Consider the following 20,381-nt stretch of genomic DNA (forward strand, 5'->3'; position numbering starts at 1 on the left):
AAGTATTTTCGCATCACCAATATCGAGAGATTGATGCTCCAATTAGACATACTCTGATAAAAAATTGCTAGTTGGATGGTTCCTGAGGATGGCTGTCGAATTTTTCTGGCGAGCGCTGGTCGCTTGACGGTCGGCAATTTGTCCATATACAGAATGACAATATAACCAAAATCACACGCTTATGGGTATGGTGGGGCGCTGTGAGGGACGAGGGGCGGCATGGAGGGGCGGCGGCATGTCGGCATCCAGGCCGAGTGCGGATTCAGCGTTGCCGTCGCCGAAGGGTGCGGACGCAAAATGGAGGTGAAGCTAATGAATAATCGAGTGTTTGGATTCAGGGCGTCGCTGCTGTGTGGGGCGGCCATCTTGTCCGTGACGTCGTTTGCGTCGACGGCGGTCGCGCAATCGGAAGAACAAGCGTCCAGCGTCGCCGATATTGTCGTGACAGGGTCGCGCATCCCGCGTCCGGACGTCGTTTCGAACAGCCCCGTGTCTGTCGTGTCGTCGGAAGAGATCGCGCGCTCTCGGACCGGCGAGGTGGAGCAGGTGCTCAATACCTTGCCGCAGGTTGTGGCCGGCTTCGGCGCTCAGTCCAATAATCCCGGCAACGGCACGGCGACGGTCGATCTGCGTAATCTGGGCGCGGTTCGCACCTTGGTCCTGGTGAATGGCCGCCGCGTGGTCGGTTCAGGCAATGACGGGGTCGTGGACCTGAATATCATCCCGCCGTCTCTGGTCAGTCGCGTAGAGGTAGCAACGGGCGGCGCCTCGGCTGTTTATGGTTCGGACGCCATGGCCGGGGTTGTCAACTTCATCATGAAGGACGACTTTGAGGGCGCTGAGCTAGGCGTTCAATATGGCGTCACCCAGCATGGAGACTCCGCGCGGGTCAACGTTGACTTTACAGTTGGGACCAATTTCGCCGACGGTCGCGGCAATATTGTCGGATATTTAAACTACTTTGACCGAGAGCAGACGACCGGCGCAGCGCGGGACTATACGTCTGAGTATCTGGTTGACGCCTTGGACGCCAATGGCAATCCGATCCTCGTGCCCGGCGGCAATGCGGTTACGCCGCAAGGCACTCTTGTTGCGCCGGGCCTGGTGGGGCTGAAGGATCCGTTCGGCGCCACGATTACTGGCTCCGGTATTTTCTTTGCCCCGGAAGGCTGGCGCGCCTACCAGGCGTCAGATGGCTATAATGACCGTCCGGTCGGCAATATTCAGCTGCCGATGGAGCGGTTCCAGGCCAATACTCATTTCAAATATGATCTGACGGATGCTGTCCGCGCTTATGGAGAAGTGTCCTTCGCCCGCACGGCCGTAAATTCGACCCTGGGCGCCCTGCCGATGGGATCTTCAGGCTTCATCCCTGGCTTCCAGCTTGATCTTCGCAATCCCTACCTCCCCGGTGATCTGCGTAACTTTCTGAGCACAAATCTTGACCAGGATGGTAACGGCCTGGTTCCGGTGAATATCAATCGCCGCATCGTGGAGTCCGGACCGCGAACAAACGATCAGACGCGCAATTTTTACCGGACGGTCTTTGGCCTTGAAGGCACCCTGGCCAATGGCATGAGCTGGGACGTCTTCTATAACTACGGTCGGAATGAGCTGACGGAAGTTCAGGGCGGCGGCTTGCTGATCGATAACTTCGCCGCAATGTTCCTGACTAATCCGAACGATCCTTATAAGTGCGCTAACGGCGACCCCAAGTGCGTCACCATAAACCCGTTCGGCCTGAATTCTCTGACCCAGGAGATGCGCGACTATTACGGCGTGACGCTGACTAACCGTAATGAGGTCGAGCAGAAGCAGTTCGGCGCCAGCATTGCGGGGACCCTATTCACCCTGCCTGCCGGTGATCTCGGCATCGCTGTCGGCATCGAGCGTCGCGAAGAGAACGCCCAGTTCAATCCGGACGCCTTGTATATCCAGGGCAAGGCCATTTCGCGGTCGGCCGGGATGCAGCCCACGGGCGGTGGATATGATGTTTCGGAAATCTATGCAGAAGCCTATGTGCCGTTGATTGCTGATCGACGAGGCATTGAGATGCTGGCCTTTGAGGGCGGCATCCGTTTTTCAGACTATTCGACCGCCGGGGCCGTCACGTCCTACAAGTACGGTGGGGAATACTCTCCGATGCCGGGCCTGAAGTTCCGCGGTTTGGCGCAGCGAGCGGTTCGCGCTCCGAACGTGACTGAGCTGTATTCCGGTCAGACCAACACTGCGCCAGTGGCGACCGACTTCTGTAATGCCGGTCCGGGCCGCACTGCGGCGGAACGCGCCTTCTGCCTGCAACTGGGTGTTCCGACCCAGGTGATTGATGTTTTCCAGCAGGAGAACACTCAAATCCGCATCATCACGGGGGGGAACCCAAACCTGGGCGTCGAAACCTCGGATACCTGGTCCTTGGGTCTCGTCTATCAGCCGCATTTCCTCAACAATGCGACGCTGACCCTCGACTACTATGATATCCAAATTCAGGATGCGATCGCCAACTTTGGCGGCGGACTGCCGACGACTATTGCAGCCTGTCAGGCTGACATGCGGTTGGACAACCCGTTCTGTGTTCCGTTGCGTAACCGGAACCCGGACGGCCAGCTGCAAGATCTCCCGATGCTCAACCAAAACATCGCGGACATCGCGTCCAAGGGCGTCGACTTCCGCGTCGACTATCGCCATTCGCTGGATAGCTGGGGTGATCTGACCTACTTCATCGCTGGCAGTTACCTGCTTGAGAACACCATTCAGGGCAGCCCAGTCGTCGATCCCATCGATTGCGCGGGCTATGTGGCCAATGGCGGTTGCGCCAGCGCCAACCCGGAGTGGCGCTTTACCCAGCGTCTGACCTGGGAGCATGGCCCGGCCAGCGTGTCGCTGCGTCATCGCTACATTGGGGAGGTGACGGATGGTCGTTATGCCGCCGCCATCGCCGCCGGGACCGCTATGCCCAAGCTGGCCAAGCCTGTTGCGCCAGCCACTCACTATGTGGATCTGAGCGGCGACTGGGAAGTGAACGAACGTGTCACCCTGTATGGCGGCATCGACAATCTGTTGGATCAAGAACCACCGTATCTGCACGAACGTCAGACCTATGACGTCCTCGGGCGGCGCTTCAACATCGGCGTCCGCGCGCGGTTCTGATCGCCTAGTGTTGGAAAGGGGCGGCGGCGTCCGTCCCTTTTTCTCGAAATCCCGCAGCTTGGTCTCGGGAGAACTTTCGATTGAGTGAGGGGATGATGCGTATAAAGGGTTTGATGACCGCTGCAGCGATGGCGGTTGTAATGGCTGCGCCTGCGAGCGCGGCGTGGGCTGCTGAAGCGTCCCAGGTCGCCAGCACCGCCGCCCCTCACATGTCGATCGATAACCTTTATCGGACGCAGAGTCTGGTCGGTACGACGCCCGAAGGTTTTGCCTGGTCGCCGGACGGTTCTCGGGTCGCTTTCCTCTGGAACGAGGAAGGCTATCCGTTCCGCGACGTCTGGGTGTTCGATCCTGTGACGGGCGACAAGGCCCGCCTGACGCACCTGGGGAGTGCTGAAGCAGCGGGCGCTGGCGTCAGCCAGGTCGTCATGAACGACGATGGCTCGATCTTCTACGTTCTGCAGGGCGAGTTGCATCATCGTGACGCCTCAGGAGAGGGGCGCCGGATCGAATCCGACAAGGGCGCCATCCGCCAGCTTACGCTCTCTCCGGATGGCCGGAGCCTGGCCTATGTTTCCGGGGGCGCCATAGATTCCCGCGCGGATCGCTATCTGGCGGGAGGCGGTCTGTGGATCAGGCCGGTGTCGGCGCAGGCCGATATCTCCTCACGTCATCTGGTCGGCTACGAGGATCCCAAGGTCTATGTCGAGCAGTTCAGCTACTCGGGCGACGGTTCGCACATTGCGTTCGTTCGCGCCGACAATCGTCCTTTGCCGGTTCGTGACATTCATTACGACGCCAACGGAGGGCAGGCGCAGGTCAGTCGGGTGGCTCGGCCATTTCCCGGCGAGCCGACCACCTTGTTCACGGCGGGCGTCGTCGACCTGTCTGCGAGCCGGGTCCGTTATTTCGAACGTCCGGCCGACGATCACCATATCTGGGATATCGGGCTAAACACGGACGGAAGCCGGCTGTTCATCAACAGTTCGGACCAACTGGCCGATGACCACACCATCTACATGGCCGACACGGCGACGGGCGCTCTGGAGATCTTTTATCACGAATACGATTTTGGCCACACACGGCCGGACTGGCGCGCGGCCTGGGCTCCGGATGACGATGGTCTGATCATCCTGACGGACCGGGACGGATACCTGCACCTCTATCACCAGCGGGCAGCGGGAGAGCCGCTGAAACGCCTGACCGACGGCGAGTGGGAGATCGAACAATTCCAGGTCGACCGTGCCAACCGCCAAATCTACTTTACCTCGAACCAATCGCACCTGGCGGAGCGGCAATTGTATCGGGTCCCTGCGGCTGGCGGGCTTGTCGAGCGTGTCAGCCCGGATCGGCCGGGCGTGCATGCTCCAGTTTTCTCGCCGGATCATCGCCGCGTCGCGAGTTTCTTTTCCGACGACAATACGCCGCCGGAGCTCTTCGTGTTCGACACGCGAGGCGGGCAGGCCGTGCAGGTCACGCGATCACCTCGGCCGGATTTCGATCAGTTTGCCTGGGCGGACATCCGTTATGTGACGTTCAACAGCCATGTCGACGGCGCCCGACTTCTGGGCCGCCTGACCATGCCGCCGAATTATGATGCGTCCCGTCGTTATCCGCTGATTGTCGGATCGGTGTATTCTGACGCCGTGAAGAACCAGTGGGGAGGGCGCCGGGCCCACCCGACCTGGGGGCTTGATCAGCATCTTGCGGCTCAGGGCTACATTGTCCTGAACGTCAATATCGCCGGAAGCTGGGGGCAGGGGCGCGCGCACGCCAAGCGCATGCATCATTCTTACGGCACGATGGACATTGACGATCTGGAGAGCGGGGTCCGCCACCTGGTCGCGCAGGGCATGGTCGATCCGGCGCGCGTCGGCATATGGGGGTCCAGCTACGGCGGACTGATGACCCTGATGTCGCTGTCGAAGAAGCCGGATGTCTATGCCGTCGGCATAGCGGGCGCGCCGGCCACCAATGTCTGGCACGCCTATCCTTCGCAAATGTGGATCATGGGGCCGCCGGACGGAGAAGACATGCCGGCGCGTTACGAGGCTCAGTCCGCGCTCTATCAGGTCCAGGGCATTCAGGATCCGGTGATGATCATCCACGGCACCCGCGATCAGGTGGTGCTCTATGCTGACACGGTCGCGGTCGTGGAAAAGCTGATCGCCGCGGAGACCCCTCATGAGGTGTTGACGATTCCGGGGGGCAGCCACAGCTGGGCGACCGACAATCTCGCCCAGACCCGTTACGCCTTCAAAAAGATGGTGGAATTCTTCAACCGCGCGCTGCGGCCTGACGCAGATGGAGGCGTCAAATGAGGCGCGTTCTGGCGGGAATCTCTGCGGCGCTGATCCTGTGCGCAGGCTCGGCCGCATCGGCCGAAACGGTCGCCGAACTGGGAGCGGACTTTTGGGCCTGGCGGGCCCAGACGCAGCCGGCTTCGGGAGATGATATCCCTCGTATAGTTCGCCCTGCGGTCTGGGTGCCGGATTGGAGCGCAACGTCGATCGAGGAACGCTATCGCCGCCTTGGCGACTATGAGGCCCGCTGGCAGGCGCTGGCAGGCGAAGCAAATGGGGCGGAGGCGGCTACGGACCATAGGCTGGTCGGCTCTGCCCTTGCGCGTGTGCGTTGGGAACTCGATCACGTGGCGGCCTGGCGTCGCCAGCCGCATTTCTACATCGAGCAGGCCCTGATCCCGATCTTTGAGGCGCTGCTTCCGCCGCCGCCGGTTCAGGCGGACAGAATCGACACGGTGCTGCGCCTGCTGGAGGCGGCTCCGGCCGTGCTGGAGGCGGGCAAGGCCAATCTGGATGATATGCGTTCTCCCTTTGCGGCTGCGGCCCTTGGTCAGTTGGAAGACGTGCCGGCCAGCCTGCGCGGCATGGCTGAGGGTTTGAAGCCCTATGCTGATCGGCGTCGCGGGGCGCGGCTGGATGCTGCGGTCGATCGCGCATTGACGGCCTTCGAAGCCTATAGAGATTTCGTCGTCAGCCGTCAGGATGGGCTGCCGCAACAGACGGCGGTCGGCCGCGAAGGATATGAGTTCTTCCTGCGGGAAGTTGCGGTCTATCCCTATTCGCCCGAACAGCTTCAGCTCATGGGCCGTCAGGAGTGGGCGCGCATGGTTCAGTTCGAGGAACTGGAACGCAACCGCAATCGGGCGCTTGAGCCGCTGCCGATCCGGACGCCTATCGACGCGGTGACAAGTCGCCTGGATGTCGAAGAACTAGACGTTCGCGCCTTCCTGGAGGCGGAGGGCCTGCTGTCTGTCAACAACGGCGTGGGCCACTACAACGCTCAGCCCTTTCCAGATTATCTGCGCCCGATCGGCTGGCTGGGCCGAACCTTTGATCTGACAAATCAGCATCGTCTGGACGAAAGTGCGACGGTCTATCTGCCTGATCCGTCGCCAAATCTGGGCTATTTCAATCTGTCGATCACGCGCGATCCGAAGCCGATCATCGTGCATGAAGGCGTGCCGGGACATTATTTCCAGTTGGCGACTTCCTGGTCCCACCCCAACCCCTTGCGGCGTCACTATTATGATTCAGGCGCGAACGAGGGCACCGGCTTCTACGCCGAGGAAATGATGCTGCAGGCGGGCCTCTTCGACGGAACGCCTCAAAGTCGCGAGGTGATCTATAACTTCGGGCGTCTTCGCGCTTTGCGCGTCGAGGTGGACGTGAAACTGGCCCTGGGCGAGTTCACCGTCGCGCAGGCGGCCGATTATCTGGAAACCATGGTGCCGATGGATCGGCAGACCGCCGAGGAAGAAGCCGTCTTCTTCGCCGCAGCGCCGGGCCAGGCGATCAGTTATCAGATCGGCAAGCTGCAGACGCTGGAGTTTCTGGCTGAGGCGCGAGTGCGTGAGGGCGATGCGTTTGATCTGAAGGCGTTTCATGACTTCCTCTGGCTTAACGGCAATGTGCCGATCAGCCTGCTCAAGTCGGAATACTTCCAGCGGCGCTAGCCCGATCAGGGGCGCGCGGGCGCTCTGTACAATATAACCAAAATCATGCGAATAAGGTCATATAAGGAGTCGGCGCGAGCGTGAAGCGTTCCGCTGACGAAGGGAGATGAAATGCGTCGGATCCGATTTGTTGAAGAGCGCTCAGGGCTGTCCGCGTGTTGCGATCTTTTGGAGAACGAAGCGCCCGAGTCGGCGGCTTTCCTTTGGGAGTTGGCGCAGCGTGGTCAGAGCTTCGACGCGATCCACGCCATGTGGACCGGCCCGGAAATTTCCGTCCCCATGCCGGCGGCGACGCTGCCGGAGGATCTGTCGTGTCGAGTCATACCGGAAGAGAACGCAACGTCGTTTCCTGCGGTTGGCGAGATTGTCCTGGCCTATGCGGGGGCACGTACGTTGAGGGGTTTGCCGCCGGGCCCCTTCTTCGACATCGGACTCTTCTACGGGGAGGGCGGGCGACTGCTGATGCCGTTCGGCTGGCTGAGAGCCAATGTCTGCGCGCGTATCGTGCAGGAAGACCTGGCGAAGGCGCAGGCCGATATGAAGACTATTCGGCGTAATGGTGCATGCCGCCTCGTCATTCAGACGGCCTGATCGGGGCGCAGCTAGAATGAATGAGATCACTATCATGAGCCTGTTGGGAGACTGGGTCCTTCCCGGCTCCCTCATCTGCATCATGTTCGCCATGGGCCTGTCGTTGACGGTCCGTGACTTTCAGGCGGTCTTCGGCAATCGGAAGGCTCTCGCCGTAGGCGTTGCGGCGATGCTGATCATTCCCCCGGTTATCGGGGTGACCATGGCCGCGCTGTTTGCTCCCAGCGCAGCCTTGGCTGTTGGATTTGTGCTGCTGGCGACGTGTCCAGGCGGGATGCTGTCGAACCTCTTTACAGATATGGCCAAGGGCGATCTGGCGCTTTCGATGTCGCTGACAATTATCGTCAGTCTCATCTATATTTTGGTGGTGCCCTTCTATGCTCACCTTGCGCTGTCCCATTTCATGGGTGTTCAGGCCGAGGTTTCCGTCCCTCTCGGCTCTTTTGTCTGGCAGATTTTCTCCATAACCATCCTGCCCGCCGGCGCAGGCTTCATTCTTCGGCATTATAACCCGGCTATTGCTTTGAAGTTGAAGGGGCCCGTGAAGCTGATGGGGGCCATTGTTCTCTTCACCGCGTTCGGCTTTATATTGGTCGATCAGATCCCAATGATCCGAGATCATTTTGGACAGCTATTGTGGATAACGGTCGCCATCAACGTTCTGACCCTGGGCGCAGTGCTGATGCTATGCCGCTTCATGAACCTGTCTGGTCCCGAAAACACTGCGATCGGCGTCGAGCACCTTATCCGCCAGGAGGGAACCGCTATCTATATCGCCGTATCGATCATCGGGAGTAATGAGATGTCGCTGCCCATGATCATGAATACGCCTGTCGCCTTGCCGATAGCGTTTATTTTCATGACGCTGGCGCGGCGCTATTTCTCGAAGTCGTCTCCTCAGGTTGCTCGGGCCTAGGGGAATGAAATTGAAGCGCGAGAGAGAAGCGATGCTTCCAGATAAAAATGACCCCGCAAAAGACAGCTTCGATCTTTTTTCGTCGCCATTTTACTTAATTGCTCATGCCGAATTCAAGTATCATGAAGATCTTGATAAGGCGATTTTGAAATTTGACCTGGACCGAGCCACATACCGTATTCTTACGGTTCTGATGCAGAAGAGTCCGATCAACATCAAAGAGCTTGCCCATCTCTCCTTGCTGAAGAGATCGACAGTGAGTCGCGCCTTGACGCGGATGAGCCGTGAGGGATGGGTTGAGACCTTCCTGAACGCAGACGACAACCGGATCACGGATGTCTATCTGACGCCTGGCGGCAAGGCCTTGTCGGCTGAGGTGATGAAATTGGCCAGCCGTCAGTTGCAACGTGCGGTGGCCGGTCTGGAAGCCGCGGACCTGGATGAGCTGACTCGCATACTCAAGCGCCTGATCGGCAACCTGTCCAAGCTTTCTATCGAGTAGGCCGAAAGTTGGCGCCTGTAGCGGCGCCGACGCGGTCAAGTTTCTGGTGATCTACATGCAGTCTCAGCCATCAGGCGGAGGCGGGGTTTCCCTGCGCCGTTCCCTGTGGACCTATCTTGCCTCCGCGCCCGAACGTTATGCGCCCCTGACCGCGGATCGTTCTACGGATGTGGTGGTCGTCGGAGCAGGTGTGGCTGGCGCCTCGACTGCTCTTCATCTGGCTTCAGCCGGCGTGAAGGTGGCTGTTCTTGAGGCAGAGCAGCCCGGAGCGGGCGCCACAGGACAGAGCGGCGGCCTGGTGGCGCCGAACTTTATCGGAATGACCCCGGACGGAGCCGATAAGGCTTTCGGTCTGGAACGTGGGGCGCGCCTCACCCGACTGATCGGGGGATCCGCTGGACAGCTTTTCGATCTGATCCGCCATCTGGATATCGCCTGTGATGCGCGCCAGGAGGGCTTTTGGACACCCGCCCACACCGCAGCCTTGGCGCAAGAGCAACGGCATCAGGCGAAGCAGTGGCAGGCGCGGGGTTTCGCCGTCAACTTTGTCGATGCGGATCACACTCGCGATGCGCTCGGTTCTGATCGGTATCATGGCGGGTTATATTTTGCCGATGGCGGCCAGGTGAATCCGCTGGCCTTGGCCTGTGGTCTGATCGAGCGGGCGATTGAGCAAGGCGCGCATGTATTTGGCGATAGCCCTGTTCTAGGTATCGAGCATGATGGAACCAGTTGGACGGTCAGAACAGCGGGGGGGAGCATCAGGGCTGCGAAAGTCGTGTTGGCGGCGAACGGGGGCAATGCGCAACTGCATCCGCGCCTGAGGCGCACGACTTTGCCGCTCCATGTGATGGAGTTCGCCACCACGCCGTTGAGCGCGGCGCAGAGAGCAGAAATCCTGCCGCGAGGCGGCTCGTTTACCGATAAACAGTCCTATCTGTTCACCGCGCGGTACGACGAGGAGGGGCGATTGATCTCTGCCGTTCCCTTGTCAGCGGCCCTGCGAGGACGTCAGGCTTATGAGCGCGAAGCTCAGGGGCGATTGATGCGGCATTTCCCGTCTCTGGGTCGCGAAGGCATTGAACATCTGTGGGTCGGCACGGCCTGGCTGAACACGTCATTCCTGCCTAGCGTTTATGCAGTAGATGACGGTCTCTACGCCATTCAAGCCTGCAATGGTCGAGGTTTGCCGACGAATGTCGTGTTAGGAGAAGAAGTCGCGCGCAGCCTTTCATCCGGCAGCTTCCAAGCCTTGTCCGTTGCTTTGCAGGAGCCGGATTCTATTCGTTTTCATGCGCTGGCTCGCTTTGCACCCTATGCGATGATGACATTCGCGTATCTGCAAGGAAGGTTGTGAGACGCTGGCAAGGTCACCACCTGAACCGCCTCCATGAATAGCTTGGGGTCGCCTTAGCTGACGACGGATAGGCGGCGATCATGTTTCGGGATTGAAGACTGGCGTCCACGCCAGACGGAAACAGGTCATCGGGATGCTGCGGGAGCAGGAGGCTGGGGTAACGACGGCGGAGGTTTGTCGGCCCGGCGGGGTCAACTCGGCGACCATTACAAATGGAAGGCCAGTTCGGCGGGTTCGACGCGTAGGAGGCTCTGCGGCAGACGACGCTTCAAGACGAGAACGCGCGGCTCAAGCGGGTGCTGGCGGACGCGATGCTGGACAATGCGGCTCTGAGCACCTGCTGACAAAAAGTGTTGGCGCCCACCGGCTGGCGCGACCGGCTGAAACCCCTCGCCCAAGAGCATCGCCGGTGCGGCTATCGCCCCCGGCGAGTCCTGCTGCCGCGCGAGGGCTATGCTGTCACCAAGAAGCGCGTGGATTGATCTAAGCTATTGATTTTAAGTGAAACAGGTTGTGCCCGTTTTCCTGCCTAACGATTGATTTCGATCACTCAGTCTCGGATTTTGGTACCGTCATTCTAGGTTCGAGTCCTAGTTTCCCAGCCACCGTCCGATAGGTGTAGAGCGCATCAAGCGCCCCCTTTGCGGTTCAGCTTCTATATCGGGCAGCTACGCCGCGGCGCATCGGGCGACGAGTGATGTAGTGCGCGACCGGCCGCTCGGGGACTTGAATCCGGCTGAGGGCGCTGTTCAGGGGCGCTGGGCATCCGATCGCGTCACTCGGCCACGCCGGGCCAGTAATGGGCGTCCGGAGTAGGACGCGGGCCGAAAATGGCCTGGCCGACGCGGACCATGGTGGCGCCCTCGCGGATCGCCAATTCATAGTCGCCGGACATCCCCATCGACAGCTCCGTCATCTGGGGATGAAGCCGCTGCGCCTGATCGCGCAGGCGACGCAGCAGGGTGAAACAGGGGCGCACCCGGTCGGCGTCGTCGCTGAACACGGCCAGCGTCATCAGGCCCTGCGGCTTCAGGCGCGGAAAGGCCTCTAGCCGTTCGATGAAGTCCAGGGCGTCGTCGGGGTGAAGGCCGAACTTGCTCTGCTCGCCCGAGGTGTTGACCTGGACATAGACGTTCATGTCACGGCCGTCGGCTTCAAGGCGGCGGTTCACGGGTCGACGGGAATGGGCGGCGGCCTTAGTTCCGCCGTTTCAAACGCGCTGCGAGCGCCTGAGGGGCGCAGGCCCCGTCGCCGGGCGCAATCAGCATCTGGCTCGTGCTTCGGCCCCAGGCGCGCTGTCGTTAGGCCATCAAGGCCTGCGCGCTCTGATAGAGCATGTAGAGGGCCACGACGAAGATCAGGCCCGCGAAGACGGTGTTCAGCAGGCCCTTGCGGCTAGACATCGTCTTGGCCAGCCGCGCGCCGATCAAGCCGCCGAGCACGCCGCCGCCGATGAAGACCGCCGCCAGCGGCCAGTCCACCCATCCCGCCAGCGCATAGTTGAAGGCGGTGGTCAGGCCGAAGGCGGTGACGCCGACCAGAGACGAGCCGACGGCGTAATAGATGGGCATGCCGGTCGAGCCCATCAGGCTGGGCACGATCAGGAAGCCGCCGCCGATGCCGAAGAAGCCCGACAGCATCCCCGTCGCCGTCCCCGTGCCGATCAGCTTGGGCGCATTGCGCGCGGTCAGGATCACATGCGGGTCCCCCGCCGCCGAGCGGCCGCGCAGCATCAGGGCGCCGACGACCAGCATCAGCACGGCGAACAGGGCCAGCAGCTTTTGCCCGTCCACCGCCTTTCCGAGGCTGGAGCCCAGGGCCGCCCCGACCACGCCCGCCGCCGCGAACAGCAGGGCGATCTTCCACTTCACCGCCCCGTGGCGGGCGTGGTTCAGCAGGTTGGCGAAGGCGTTGGCGGCCACGGCGAAGGCGCTGGTGCCGATGGCCAGATGCGGATCCTTCACCCCCACCAGATAGACGATCAGCGGTACGGCCAGGATCGAGCCGCCCCCGCCCACCAGGCCCAAGGTGAAGCCGACCAGCGACCCCGCCCCGGCGCCCAGTCCGTATTGCAGCAGGCTGAGCGGCTCGCCCATCAGGCGGCGCTCTTGGCGCGGGGGGCGACGCCCGGCTCGACGCAGTCGGGGGCGCACAGCCACTCGCGGCCCTTCAGCATCCCCACCCAGTAGATTTCCGGCAGGGCCTGCGCCTTCAGGTGCCAGGCGCGGCGCGTCGGCTGGCGGCCGTCCAGCATCCAAGCCGGGAAGCTGGGCAGCAGCTTGCCGCCATAGCCGAACTCGGCCAGCACGATCTTGCCGCGCTCGACCGTCAGGGGGCAGGAGCCGTAACCGTCGTAAACGGCCTTCAGCGCCTTGCCGTCCAGCAGGGAGATGACGTTCTCGGCCACGACCGGCGCCTGTTTGCGGGCGGCGGCGGCCGTCTTGGCGTTGGGCGCCGAGCAGGCGTCGCCCAGGCCGAAGACGTTGTCGAGGCGGTTGTGATGCAAGGTGGCCTGATCGACGTCGATCCAGCCGCTGTCGGCCGCCAGCGGGCTGTTGCGGATGAAGTCGGGCGCGGTCTGCGGCGGGCAGACATGGAGCATGTCGAAGTCGCGGTCGACTTCGCTGACGGCCCCATCGGCGTCGGTGACGGCAAAGGTCGCCTTGCGCGCCTCGCCATCGATGGCGGTCAGGCGCGAGTTGAAGCGCAGGTCGACGCCGTAACGCTCTATGTATTTCATCAGGGCGGGGACGTAGTCCTTGACCCCGAACAGCACGGCCCCGGCGTTGTGGAACTCGATGTCCACGTTCTTGAGGGCGCCGGTGCGCTGCCAGTGGTCGGCCGACAGATAGAGGGCCTTCTGCGGGGCGCCCGCGCATTTGATCGGCATGGGCGGCTGGGTGAACAGGGCGCGGCCGTCCTTCAGTTCCTGCACCAGCTTCCACGTATAGGGCGCCAGATCGAAGCGGTAGTTGGAGGTCACGCCGTTGCGGCCCAGCGTCTCGCTCAGGCCGGGGATGGCGTCCCAGTCCAGCTTGATGCCCGGCGCGGCGACCAGGGCGCGATAGCCGATGCGGCGGCCGTCCGACAGGCGCACCTGATCGGCTTCCGGCGTGAAGTCGACGACGCTGTCCTTGATCCAGCGGGCGCCGGTGGGGATCAGGCGGCAGGTCTCGCGCATGGTGCGCTCGGGCGTGAAGACGCCTGCGCCGACCAGCGTCCAGCCGGGCTGGTAATAGTGGCGCTCGGACGGCTCGACGATCACCACGTCAAGGCCGGGGCGGCGGCGCAGCAGGCTGGCCGCTGTGGCGATGCCGGCGGCGCCCCCGCCGACGATCAGGACGTCGCAGGTCTCGGGGCAGGTCTCGGAAGCTTGCGGATGGGCCATGCCTCAGCCCTCCAGGCGCGGGCCGAGCGGCGAGACGTCGTAGCCGGCGGCGGCGGCCAGGGCGACGATCTCTTCGGCCGGGCGCTCGCCTGCCTGCGACAGGGCCCACAGGAAGGTGGTGCGGGTGCCCGAGCGGCAGTAGCCGAGGATGGGCTGGGGCAGTTCGGCCAGCGCCGCCTTGAAGCGGGCCACGTCGTCGGGGGTCATGGCCCCGCCGCGCACCGGGATGTGGACGAAGGGCAGGCCCGCGGCCTCGGCGGCGGCGCGGATGTCCTCAGTCATCGGCTGGCCCGGCTCTTCGGCGTCGGGGCGGTTGGAGATGATGGCGCGATAGCCCTGGGCGGCCGCCGTCGGGACCTCCTCAGGCAGGATCTGCGGCGAGACGTGCAGGCGGTCTTCCAGGGTGCGGATGTCCATGAGGCTTCTCTGGCTTGAGGAAAGGGGTGCTCGGGTTAGAGCGCGTTGATGGGCACTTTCAGATAGCGGACGCCGTTGTCTTCAGGCTCGGGCATCCGGCCGCCGTTCATATTGACCTGAACCGAAGGCAGGATCAGGCGCGGCATGGACAGAGTGGCGTCGCGAGCGGTGCGCATGGCGACGAACTCATCCTCGGTCACGCCGTCGCGGACGTGGATATTGCCCTCGCGCTGGGCGCTGATGGTCGTCTCCCACGCGAACTCGGTGCGGGCGGGCGGCGCCTTGTAGTCGTGGCACAGGAAGACGCGCGCCGCCGGGGGCAGGGACAGCAGCCGCTGGATCGAGCGATACAGCGTCCGCGCGTCGCCGCCGGGGAAGTCGCAGCGCGCCGTGCCGTAGTCGGGCATGAACAGGGTGTCGCCGGGGAAGACGGCGTCGCCGATCACATAGGCCAGACAGGCCGGGGTGTGGCCGGGCACGTGCAGCACCGTGGCCTGAAGCCCGCCGATGGCGAAGCGGTCGCCGTCGTCAAACAGCTGGTCGAACTGGCTGCCGTCGCGGCGGAACTCGGTCCCCTCGTTGAAGACTTTGCCGAAGACGTCCTGCACCTTGATGATGTCGCGGCCGATGGCCAGACGGCCGCCGAGGCGCTCCTGCAGATAGGGCGCGGCCGACAGGTGATCGGCGTGGGCGTGCGTCTCCAGCAGCCACTGAACCTCAAGGTCCTCGGCTTCGACATAGGCGATCAGGGCGTCGGCCGAGGCGGTCGAGGTGCGGCCCGCGGCCTGATCATAGTCCAGCACGCTGTCGATGATGGCGCAGGCGTTCGAGCCGGGGTCGCGCACCACATGGCTGACGGTGAAGGTGGCGGGGTCGAAGAAGGATTTGACCACGGGGCGCTGGGCCGGGTTCGTCAGGGCGGTCTCGATCACTTCCCTGGCGTGATCACGGGCATGATCGCGGGCGGGGTCGATGGGGGCGTCGGTCACGGCGTCTCTCCGCATTGATCTGCATCAAGCAATTAGATATTTACATAGTATATGCAAGTAAATGTTTTCAAGGTGCGTCAGACCTCGGCTGCGCGTAGCCCTATGACATGGAAACCGACTCGATGACGGACACGCCTTTGCTGCGGCCGCTGCGGATCAATGAGGCGGCGCCGGATTTCGCCGCACGCACGACGCGCGGCCAGCGCCGGCTGAGCGACTATCGCGGGCATTGGCTGGCCTTCTTCTCGCATCCGGCGGATTTCACCCCGGTCTGCACCAGCGAGTTCATCGCCCTGGCCCGGCGTCAGGCGGACTTCACGGCGATCGGCTGCGAGCTGCTGGGCCTGTCGGTCGACAGCCTCTATTCTCACCTGGCGTGGCTGAAGGACATCCGCGACCGTTTCGGCGTGACGGTGGAGTTTCCGATCATCGAAGACCCCTCAATGGTCATCGCTCAGGCCTATGGCATGATCGACCCGGCGGCGCCCGACAGCGCCTCGGTGCGCGCCACCTTCGTCATCGACCCGAACGGGGTGGTGCGGGCGATCAGCTGGTATCCGATGAACGTCGGCCGTTCGGTCGAGGAGTTGCTGCGGCTGATCACGGCCCTGCAGACGGCGGATCGGGAAGGGGCCTCTGCGCCCGAAGGCTGGACGCCGGGGGCGCCTTTGCTTCAGGCGGCGCCGACCGACTTTGGCGACGTGCTGGCGGGCGATGACGCCTGGTATTATCGGCCGGGGCCGAAATGACGCGTGGCGATGTCGATCTGGAGCGGTTGAAGGCCGCCGCGCCCGAGGCGGCCGAACTGTTGCGGCAACTGGCCAACGCCAACCGCCTGCTGATCCTGTGCCATATCGCGCAGGAAGAGCGTTCCGTCGGCCAGTTGGAACAGGAGCTGGGTCTGCGTCAGCCGGGCCTGTCGCAGCAGCTGGCCGAACTGCGCCAGTCGGGTCTGGTGAAGACCCGGCGGGAATCCCGCTCCATCTACTACTCCCTCGCCGACGAGCGGGCGCAAGGGGTGATGGCCATGCTGTTCGAGATCTTCTGCCAGGACCCGGCGGCCCTGGCCGAAAGACTGCATCAGGCGCCCGCGCCGGAACCCACGCGGCCTGCAGGCGACGCAGCCCGGTTCGCCCGGATCCTTCCTCCGCGCGCGTGATGCGGCCCTTGCTGCCCTAGCCTCAGCTCAGGCGGTCTTCGACGATGCGGGCGAAGATCGACGAGGCGACGGGCAGGACGGCGTCGTTGAAGTCATAGACCGTCTGGTGGACCATCGGTCCGCCCTGGCCGAAGAACATATAGGCCCCCGGCGCGTGCTGCAGCATATAGGCGAAGTCGTCGGTGAAGGGATAAGGCTTCAGATCGCGCAGCACCTTGTCCGCGCCCAGCACGGCGGCGCAGGCGTCGGCGGCGATGGCGGCCTGAGCCGGGGCGTTGATGCAGGGCGGCACGCCGGCGATTTCCGTCACGGTGAGGGTGCAACCGGTCATGCGGGCGACGCCGTCGCAGATGGCCTGAAGCTGGCTCCACATGGTTTCGATCACCTCGGGCGAGGTGGCGCGCAGGGTGCCGGCCAGGCTGGCTTCGTGCGGCACGACGTTGTGCGAGGCGCCCGCCTGCAGCTTGGTGACGGTGAACAGGGCCGGCTCCATCGGATCGACATGACGGCCGATGATGGACGAGATTTCCGAGGCGACGCGGACGGCCGCCTGCAGCGGGTCCTTGGTCTTGTGCGGGGCCGCGCCGTGGCCGCCGACGCCCTGAATGTCGATCTCCCAGATCTTGTAGCCGTTCAGGGTCGCGCCCGGACGCACCGCCGCCTCGCCGAACGGCAGCAGGGGCATGTTGTGATAGGCGTAGATTTCGTCGCACGGATAGCGGTCGAATAGGCCGTCGTCGATCATGGCCTTGGCGCCCAGGCCGTTCTCTTCGGCGGGCTGGAAGATCAGCACCACGCGGCCGCGCGCAGGCGGATTGGCGCTCAGGTAACGGGCGACGCCCAGCAGGGTCGCCGTGTGGCCGTCGTGGCCGCAGGCGTGCGAGACGCCGGGCTTGGTCGAGGCGTGCTCGGCGCCGCTGTCGTCGTTCATGGGCAGGGCATCCATGTCGGCGCGCAGGCCGATGGAGGGGCCGGGCTCGCGTCCCTGAACCACCGCCACGACGCCCGCGCCGCCGATGCCGCCTTCGGGCGACAGGCCCATGTCCTTAAGGGCGTCGAAGACGATCTTCGCCGTGCGGCTTTCCTCGCCCGAGAGCTCGGGGTGGGCGTGGAAATCCCGACGCCAGGCGGTCATGTCCGAGGCGAGGGCGGCGAGGGCGGGCAGGGGCTTCATAGGTCTCAGGCATCCGGCGAAAAAGACGACGCCCAGACCCTTAGCACCCCCGCGCCGTCGGGGACATGGCGGCCCCCGGTCACGGTTCAGGCGGCGTCGTCTCGTCCGATGGCGGCCGGATCGTAGTTCAGGATCGGCGCCAGCCAGCGCTCGGCGGTCTGCACGTCCCAGCCCTTGCGGGCGGCGTAGTCCTCGACCTGATCGCGGTCGATCTTGCCGACGCCGAAATAGTGGCTGCCCGGATGGCCGAAGTAGAGGCCGCTGACTGAGGCCGGGGGGGTCATGGCATAGGATTCTGTCAGGCTCATCCCGGCGTTGGCGCCTGCGTCCAGCAGACGGAACAGCGCAGCCTTTTCCGTGTGGTCGGGCTGGGCCGGATAGCCGGGGGCGGGGCGGATGCCCTGATACTTCTCCTCGATCAGGTCCTGCACCGAGGTCTGTTCGTCGGGAACGTAGCCCCACAGCTGGGTGCGGACTTCCTTGTGCAGCCGCTCGGCGAAGGCCTCGGCCAGACGGTCGGCCAGGGCCGTGGCCATGATGGCGGAATAGTCGTCGCCCGCCGCCTTGAACTCGGCGGCCTTTTCCAGCTCGCCGTGACCGGCGGTGACGGCGAAGGCGCCCAGATAGTCGGCGCCGTCTTCGGCGACGAAGTCGGACAGGCACAGGTTCGGCTTGCCGTTGGACTTCTTGATCTGCTGGCGCAGGCCGTGGAAGCGGGCGGCCTCGGTCGTGCGGCTCTCGTCGGTCCAGACGATCACGTCGTCGCCGCGGGCATTGGCGGGCCAGAAGCCGACGACGCCCTTGGCCGTGAACCACTTCTCCTCGACAATGCGCTTCAGCATGGCCTGGGCGTCGCGGAACAGGTCCTGCGCCGCCTCGCCGACGATCTCGTCCTCCAGGATCAGCGGATAGCGGCCGATCAGCTCCCAACTGGCGAAGAAGGGCGTCCAGTCGATGTGGTCGGCCAGATCCTGAAGGTCCCACGCCTCATAGGCGCGCACGCCGAGGAAGGACGGCGCCGGGGCAGGGCTTTGCGCCTCGTCGGGCCGCCAGCGGTTGTCGCGCGCCTGTTCGATGGTGGCGCGGGCCTTCACCTCTTGCCCACGGGCGTATTGCTCGCGGATGCGGATGTATTCGTCGCGAGTGGCCGCTTCGTTCTTCGCCCGGTCGGTTGGAGACAGCAGGCCCGAGACCACGCCGACGGCCCGGCTGGCGTCGATGACATAGGTGGTCGAGCCCTTGCGATAGGCCGGTTCGATCTTCACCGCCGTATGGGTCCGGCTGGTCGTGGCGCCCCCGATCAGCAGGGGAATGTCGAAGCCGCGCCGCTCCATCTCGGCGGCGACGAAGGTCATTTCGTCCAGCGACGGCGTGATCAGGCCCGACAGGCCGATGATGTCGACCTTGTGCTCAATGGCGGCGTCCAGAATGCGGTCGGCGGGAACCATGACCCCCAGATCGACGACCTCATAGTTGTTACATTGCAGCACGACGCCGACGATGTTCTTGCCGATGTCGTGAACGTCGCCCTTGACCGTGGCCATCAGGATCTTGCCCGCCGCCTGCCGCTCCTGACCGGCCTTCTCGGCCTCCATGAAGGGCTCGAGGTGGGCCACGGCTTGCTTCATCACCCGCGCCGACTTCACCACCTGGGGCAGGAACATCCGTCCCGAGCCGAACAGGTCGCCGACCACATTCATGCCGTCCATCAGCGGGCCTTCGATGACGTGCAGCGGGCGCTCGGACGCCTGTCGGGCCTCTTCGGTGTCCTCGACGATGTAGTCGGTGATGCCGTGGACGAGGGCGTGTTCGATGCGCTTGGCGACCGGGGCGTCGCGCCATCTCAGGTCCACGACCTTGGCCGCGCCCTTCTCGCCCTTGTAGCGGGGCGCCATGTCCACCAGCCGCTCGGTGTTGGACACATTGGTGCGCTGTGGCCGGTTGAGGATCACGTCCTCGACCGCCTCGCGCAGTTCGGCGTCGATGTCGTCATAGACGGGCAGGTCGCCGGCGTTGACGATGCCCATGTCCAGACCAGCGTTGATCGCGTGATACAGGAACACGCTGTGGATCGCCCGGCGCACCGGCTCATTGCCGCGGAAGCTGAACGAGACGTTCGACACCCCGCCTGAGACACGGGCGTGGGACAGGGTGGCCTTGATGACCCGCGTCGCCTCGATGAAGTCGACGGCGTAGTTGTCGTGCTCCTCGATCCCCGTCGCCACGGCGAAGATATTGGGGTCGAAGATGATGTCCTCGGGCGGGAAGCCGACCTCGTTGACCAGGATGTTGTAGGCGCGGGTGCAGATCTCGATCTTGCGCGCGGCGGTGTCGGCCTGGCCGACCTCGTCGAAGGCCATGACCACGACGGCGGCGCCGTAGCGCAGGCACTGGACGGCATGGTGTCGGAAGGCATCTTCGCCCTCCTTCATGCTGATCGAGTTGACGATCGGCTTGCCCTGCACGCACTTCAGGCCCGCCTCGATCACCTCCCATTTGGAAGAGTCGATCATGATCGGCACCCGCGCGATGTCGGGCTCGGCCGCGATCAGGTTCAGGAAGGTGCGCATGGCGGCGGGACCGTCCAGCAGGCCCTCGTCCATGTTGACGTCGATGATCTGGGCGCCCGCCTCAACCTGCTGACGCGCGACCGACAGGGCGGCGGGATAGTCGCCCGCGATGATCAGTTTCTTGAACTTGGCCGAGCCGGTGACGTTGGTCCGCTCGCCGACGTTGATGAAGACAGGACGCATCAGCACGCACCA

Annotated in this window: 16 protein-coding genes and 1 pseudogene; 10 read left to right on the forward strand and 7 right to left on the reverse strand. The window is 63.6% G+C overall.

Annotation, left to right across the window (positions count from 1 at the left end; genetic code table 11):
* Nucleotides 1-219 precede the first annotated feature (219 nt).
* The 8 genes and pseudogenes from DA69_RS03415 to DA69_RS15090 form a co-directional block, all read left to right on the forward strand.
* Nucleotides 220-3,147 carry a TonB-dependent receptor plug domain-containing protein gene (locus DA69_RS03415; RefSeq protein ID WP_082891426.1) on the forward strand — a complete coding sequence of 976 codons (2,928 nt, stop codon included), beginning with the start codon at nucleotides 220-222 and terminating at the stop codon, nucleotides 3,145-3,147.
* A 113-nt stretch (nucleotides 3,148-3,260) separates the two neighbouring features.
* Nucleotides 3,261-5,468, forward strand: coding sequence for a prolyl oligopeptidase family serine peptidase (locus DA69_RS03420; RefSeq protein WP_167349629.1), 2,208 nt, complete (start codon nucleotides 3,261-3,263; stop codon nucleotides 5,466-5,468).
* A complete protein-coding gene (locus tag DA69_RS03425; protein WP_025977450.1) occupies nucleotides 5,465-7,123 on the forward strand; it encodes a DUF885 family protein in 1,659 nt (552 codons plus the stop codon). Before DA69_RS03420 ends, DA69_RS03425 begins: the two co-directional genes overlap by 4 nt.
* A gap of 111 nt (nucleotides 7,124-7,234) precedes the next feature.
* Complete coding sequence (locus DA69_RS03430) at nucleotides 7,235-7,714, forward strand: DUF3830 family protein (protein WP_025977449.1); 480 nt, start codon at nucleotides 7,235-7,237, stop codon at nucleotides 7,712-7,714.
* 34 nt (nucleotides 7,715-7,748) lie between these two features.
* A complete protein-coding gene (locus tag DA69_RS03435) occupies nucleotides 7,749-8,630 on the forward strand; it encodes a bile acid:sodium symporter family protein (RefSeq protein WP_167349630.1) in 882 nt (293 codons plus the stop codon).
* 10 nt (nucleotides 8,631-8,640) lie between these two features.
* Nucleotides 8,641-9,132, forward strand: coding sequence for a MarR family winged helix-turn-helix transcriptional regulator (locus DA69_RS14235; protein ID WP_167309468.1), 492 nt, complete (start codon nucleotides 8,641-8,643; stop codon nucleotides 9,130-9,132).
* A gap of 55 nt (nucleotides 9,133-9,187) precedes the next feature.
* Complete coding sequence (locus DA69_RS14240) at nucleotides 9,188-10,489, forward strand: NAD(P)/FAD-dependent oxidoreductase (protein ID WP_235599241.1); 1,302 nt, start codon at nucleotides 9,188-9,190, stop codon at nucleotides 10,487-10,489.
* A gap of 133 nt (nucleotides 10,490-10,622) precedes the next feature.
* A pseudogene (locus DA69_RS15090) lies at nucleotides 10,623-10,965 on the forward strand (transposase); the annotation flags it as partial.
* Between the two features lie 299 nt (nucleotides 10,966-11,264).
* On the opposite strand, the gene DA69_RS03450 reads toward DA69_RS15090, so the two are convergent.
* The 5 genes from DA69_RS03450 to DA69_RS03470 all read right to left on the reverse strand — a co-directional run bounded on the left by DA69_RS03450 (nucleotide 11,265) and on the right by DA69_RS03470 (nucleotide 15,298).
* Nucleotides 11,265-11,660, reverse strand: a complete 396-nt coding sequence (locus DA69_RS03450) for an alanine racemase (protein ID WP_025977445.1) — start codon at nucleotides 11,658-11,660, stop codon at nucleotides 11,265-11,267.
* Nucleotides 11,661-11,790: 130 nt separating this feature from the next.
* The gene (locus tag DA69_RS03455; protein ID WP_025977444.1) at nucleotides 11,791-12,585 is read right to left on the reverse strand and encodes a sulfite exporter TauE/SafE family protein; all 795 of its coding nucleotides are present in this window, start codon (nucleotides 12,583-12,585) and stop codon (nucleotides 11,791-11,793) included.
* Nucleotides 12,585-13,877: an NAD(P)/FAD-dependent oxidoreductase gene (locus tag DA69_RS03460; RefSeq protein WP_025977443.1), complete on the reverse strand. Its 1,293-nt coding sequence runs from the start codon at nucleotides 13,875-13,877 to the stop codon at nucleotides 12,585-12,587. The genes DA69_RS03455 and DA69_RS03460 overlap by 1 nt, the downstream gene beginning before the upstream one ends.
* Before the next feature lie 3 nt (nucleotides 13,878-13,880).
* Complete coding sequence (locus tag DA69_RS14850; RefSeq protein WP_025977442.1) at nucleotides 13,881-14,294, reverse strand: TIGR01244 family sulfur transferase; 414 nt, start codon at nucleotides 14,292-14,294, stop codon at nucleotides 13,881-13,883.
* 35 nt (nucleotides 14,295-14,329) lie between these two features.
* Nucleotides 14,330-15,298 carry an MBL fold metallo-hydrolase gene (locus tag DA69_RS03470; protein ID WP_029972545.1) on the reverse strand — a complete coding sequence of 323 codons (969 nt, stop codon included), beginning with the start codon at nucleotides 15,296-15,298 and terminating at the stop codon, nucleotides 14,330-14,332.
* Nucleotides 15,299-15,390: 92 nt separating this feature from the next.
* On the opposite strand from DA69_RS03470, the gene DA69_RS03475 reads away from it, so the two are divergent.
* Both DA69_RS03475 and DA69_RS03480 read left to right on the forward strand, forming a co-directional pair.
* The gene (locus DA69_RS03475; RefSeq protein ID WP_025977440.1) at nucleotides 15,391-16,032 is read left to right on the forward strand and encodes a peroxiredoxin; all 642 of its coding nucleotides are present in this window, start codon (nucleotides 15,391-15,393) and stop codon (nucleotides 16,030-16,032) included.
* Nucleotides 16,029-16,442 carry an ArsR/SmtB family transcription factor gene (locus tag DA69_RS03480; RefSeq protein ID WP_025977439.1) on the forward strand — a complete coding sequence of 138 codons (414 nt, stop codon included), beginning with the start codon at nucleotides 16,029-16,031 and terminating at the stop codon, nucleotides 16,440-16,442. Before DA69_RS03475 ends, DA69_RS03480 begins: the two co-directional genes overlap by 4 nt.
* Before the next feature lie 22 nt (nucleotides 16,443-16,464).
* On the opposite strand, the gene DA69_RS03485 is transcribed toward DA69_RS03480, so the two are convergent.
* Nucleotides 16,465-17,616, reverse strand: a complete 1,152-nt coding sequence (locus DA69_RS03485) for an amidohydrolase (RefSeq protein ID WP_025977438.1) — start codon at nucleotides 17,614-17,616, stop codon at nucleotides 16,465-16,467.
* 86 nt (nucleotides 17,617-17,702) lie between these two features.
* On the reverse strand, nucleotides 17,703-20,369 hold the full coding sequence (metH, locus tag DA69_RS03490) for a methionine synthase (RefSeq protein WP_025977437.1): 2,667 nt from the start codon (nucleotides 20,367-20,369) through the stop codon (nucleotides 17,703-17,705).
* Nucleotides 20,370-20,381 lie beyond the last annotated feature (12 nt).

It is taken from the genome of Brevundimonas naejangsanensis (assembly GCF_000635915.2).
Lineage (GTDB): Bacteria > Pseudomonadota > Alphaproteobacteria > Caulobacterales > Caulobacteraceae > Brevundimonas > Brevundimonas sanguinis.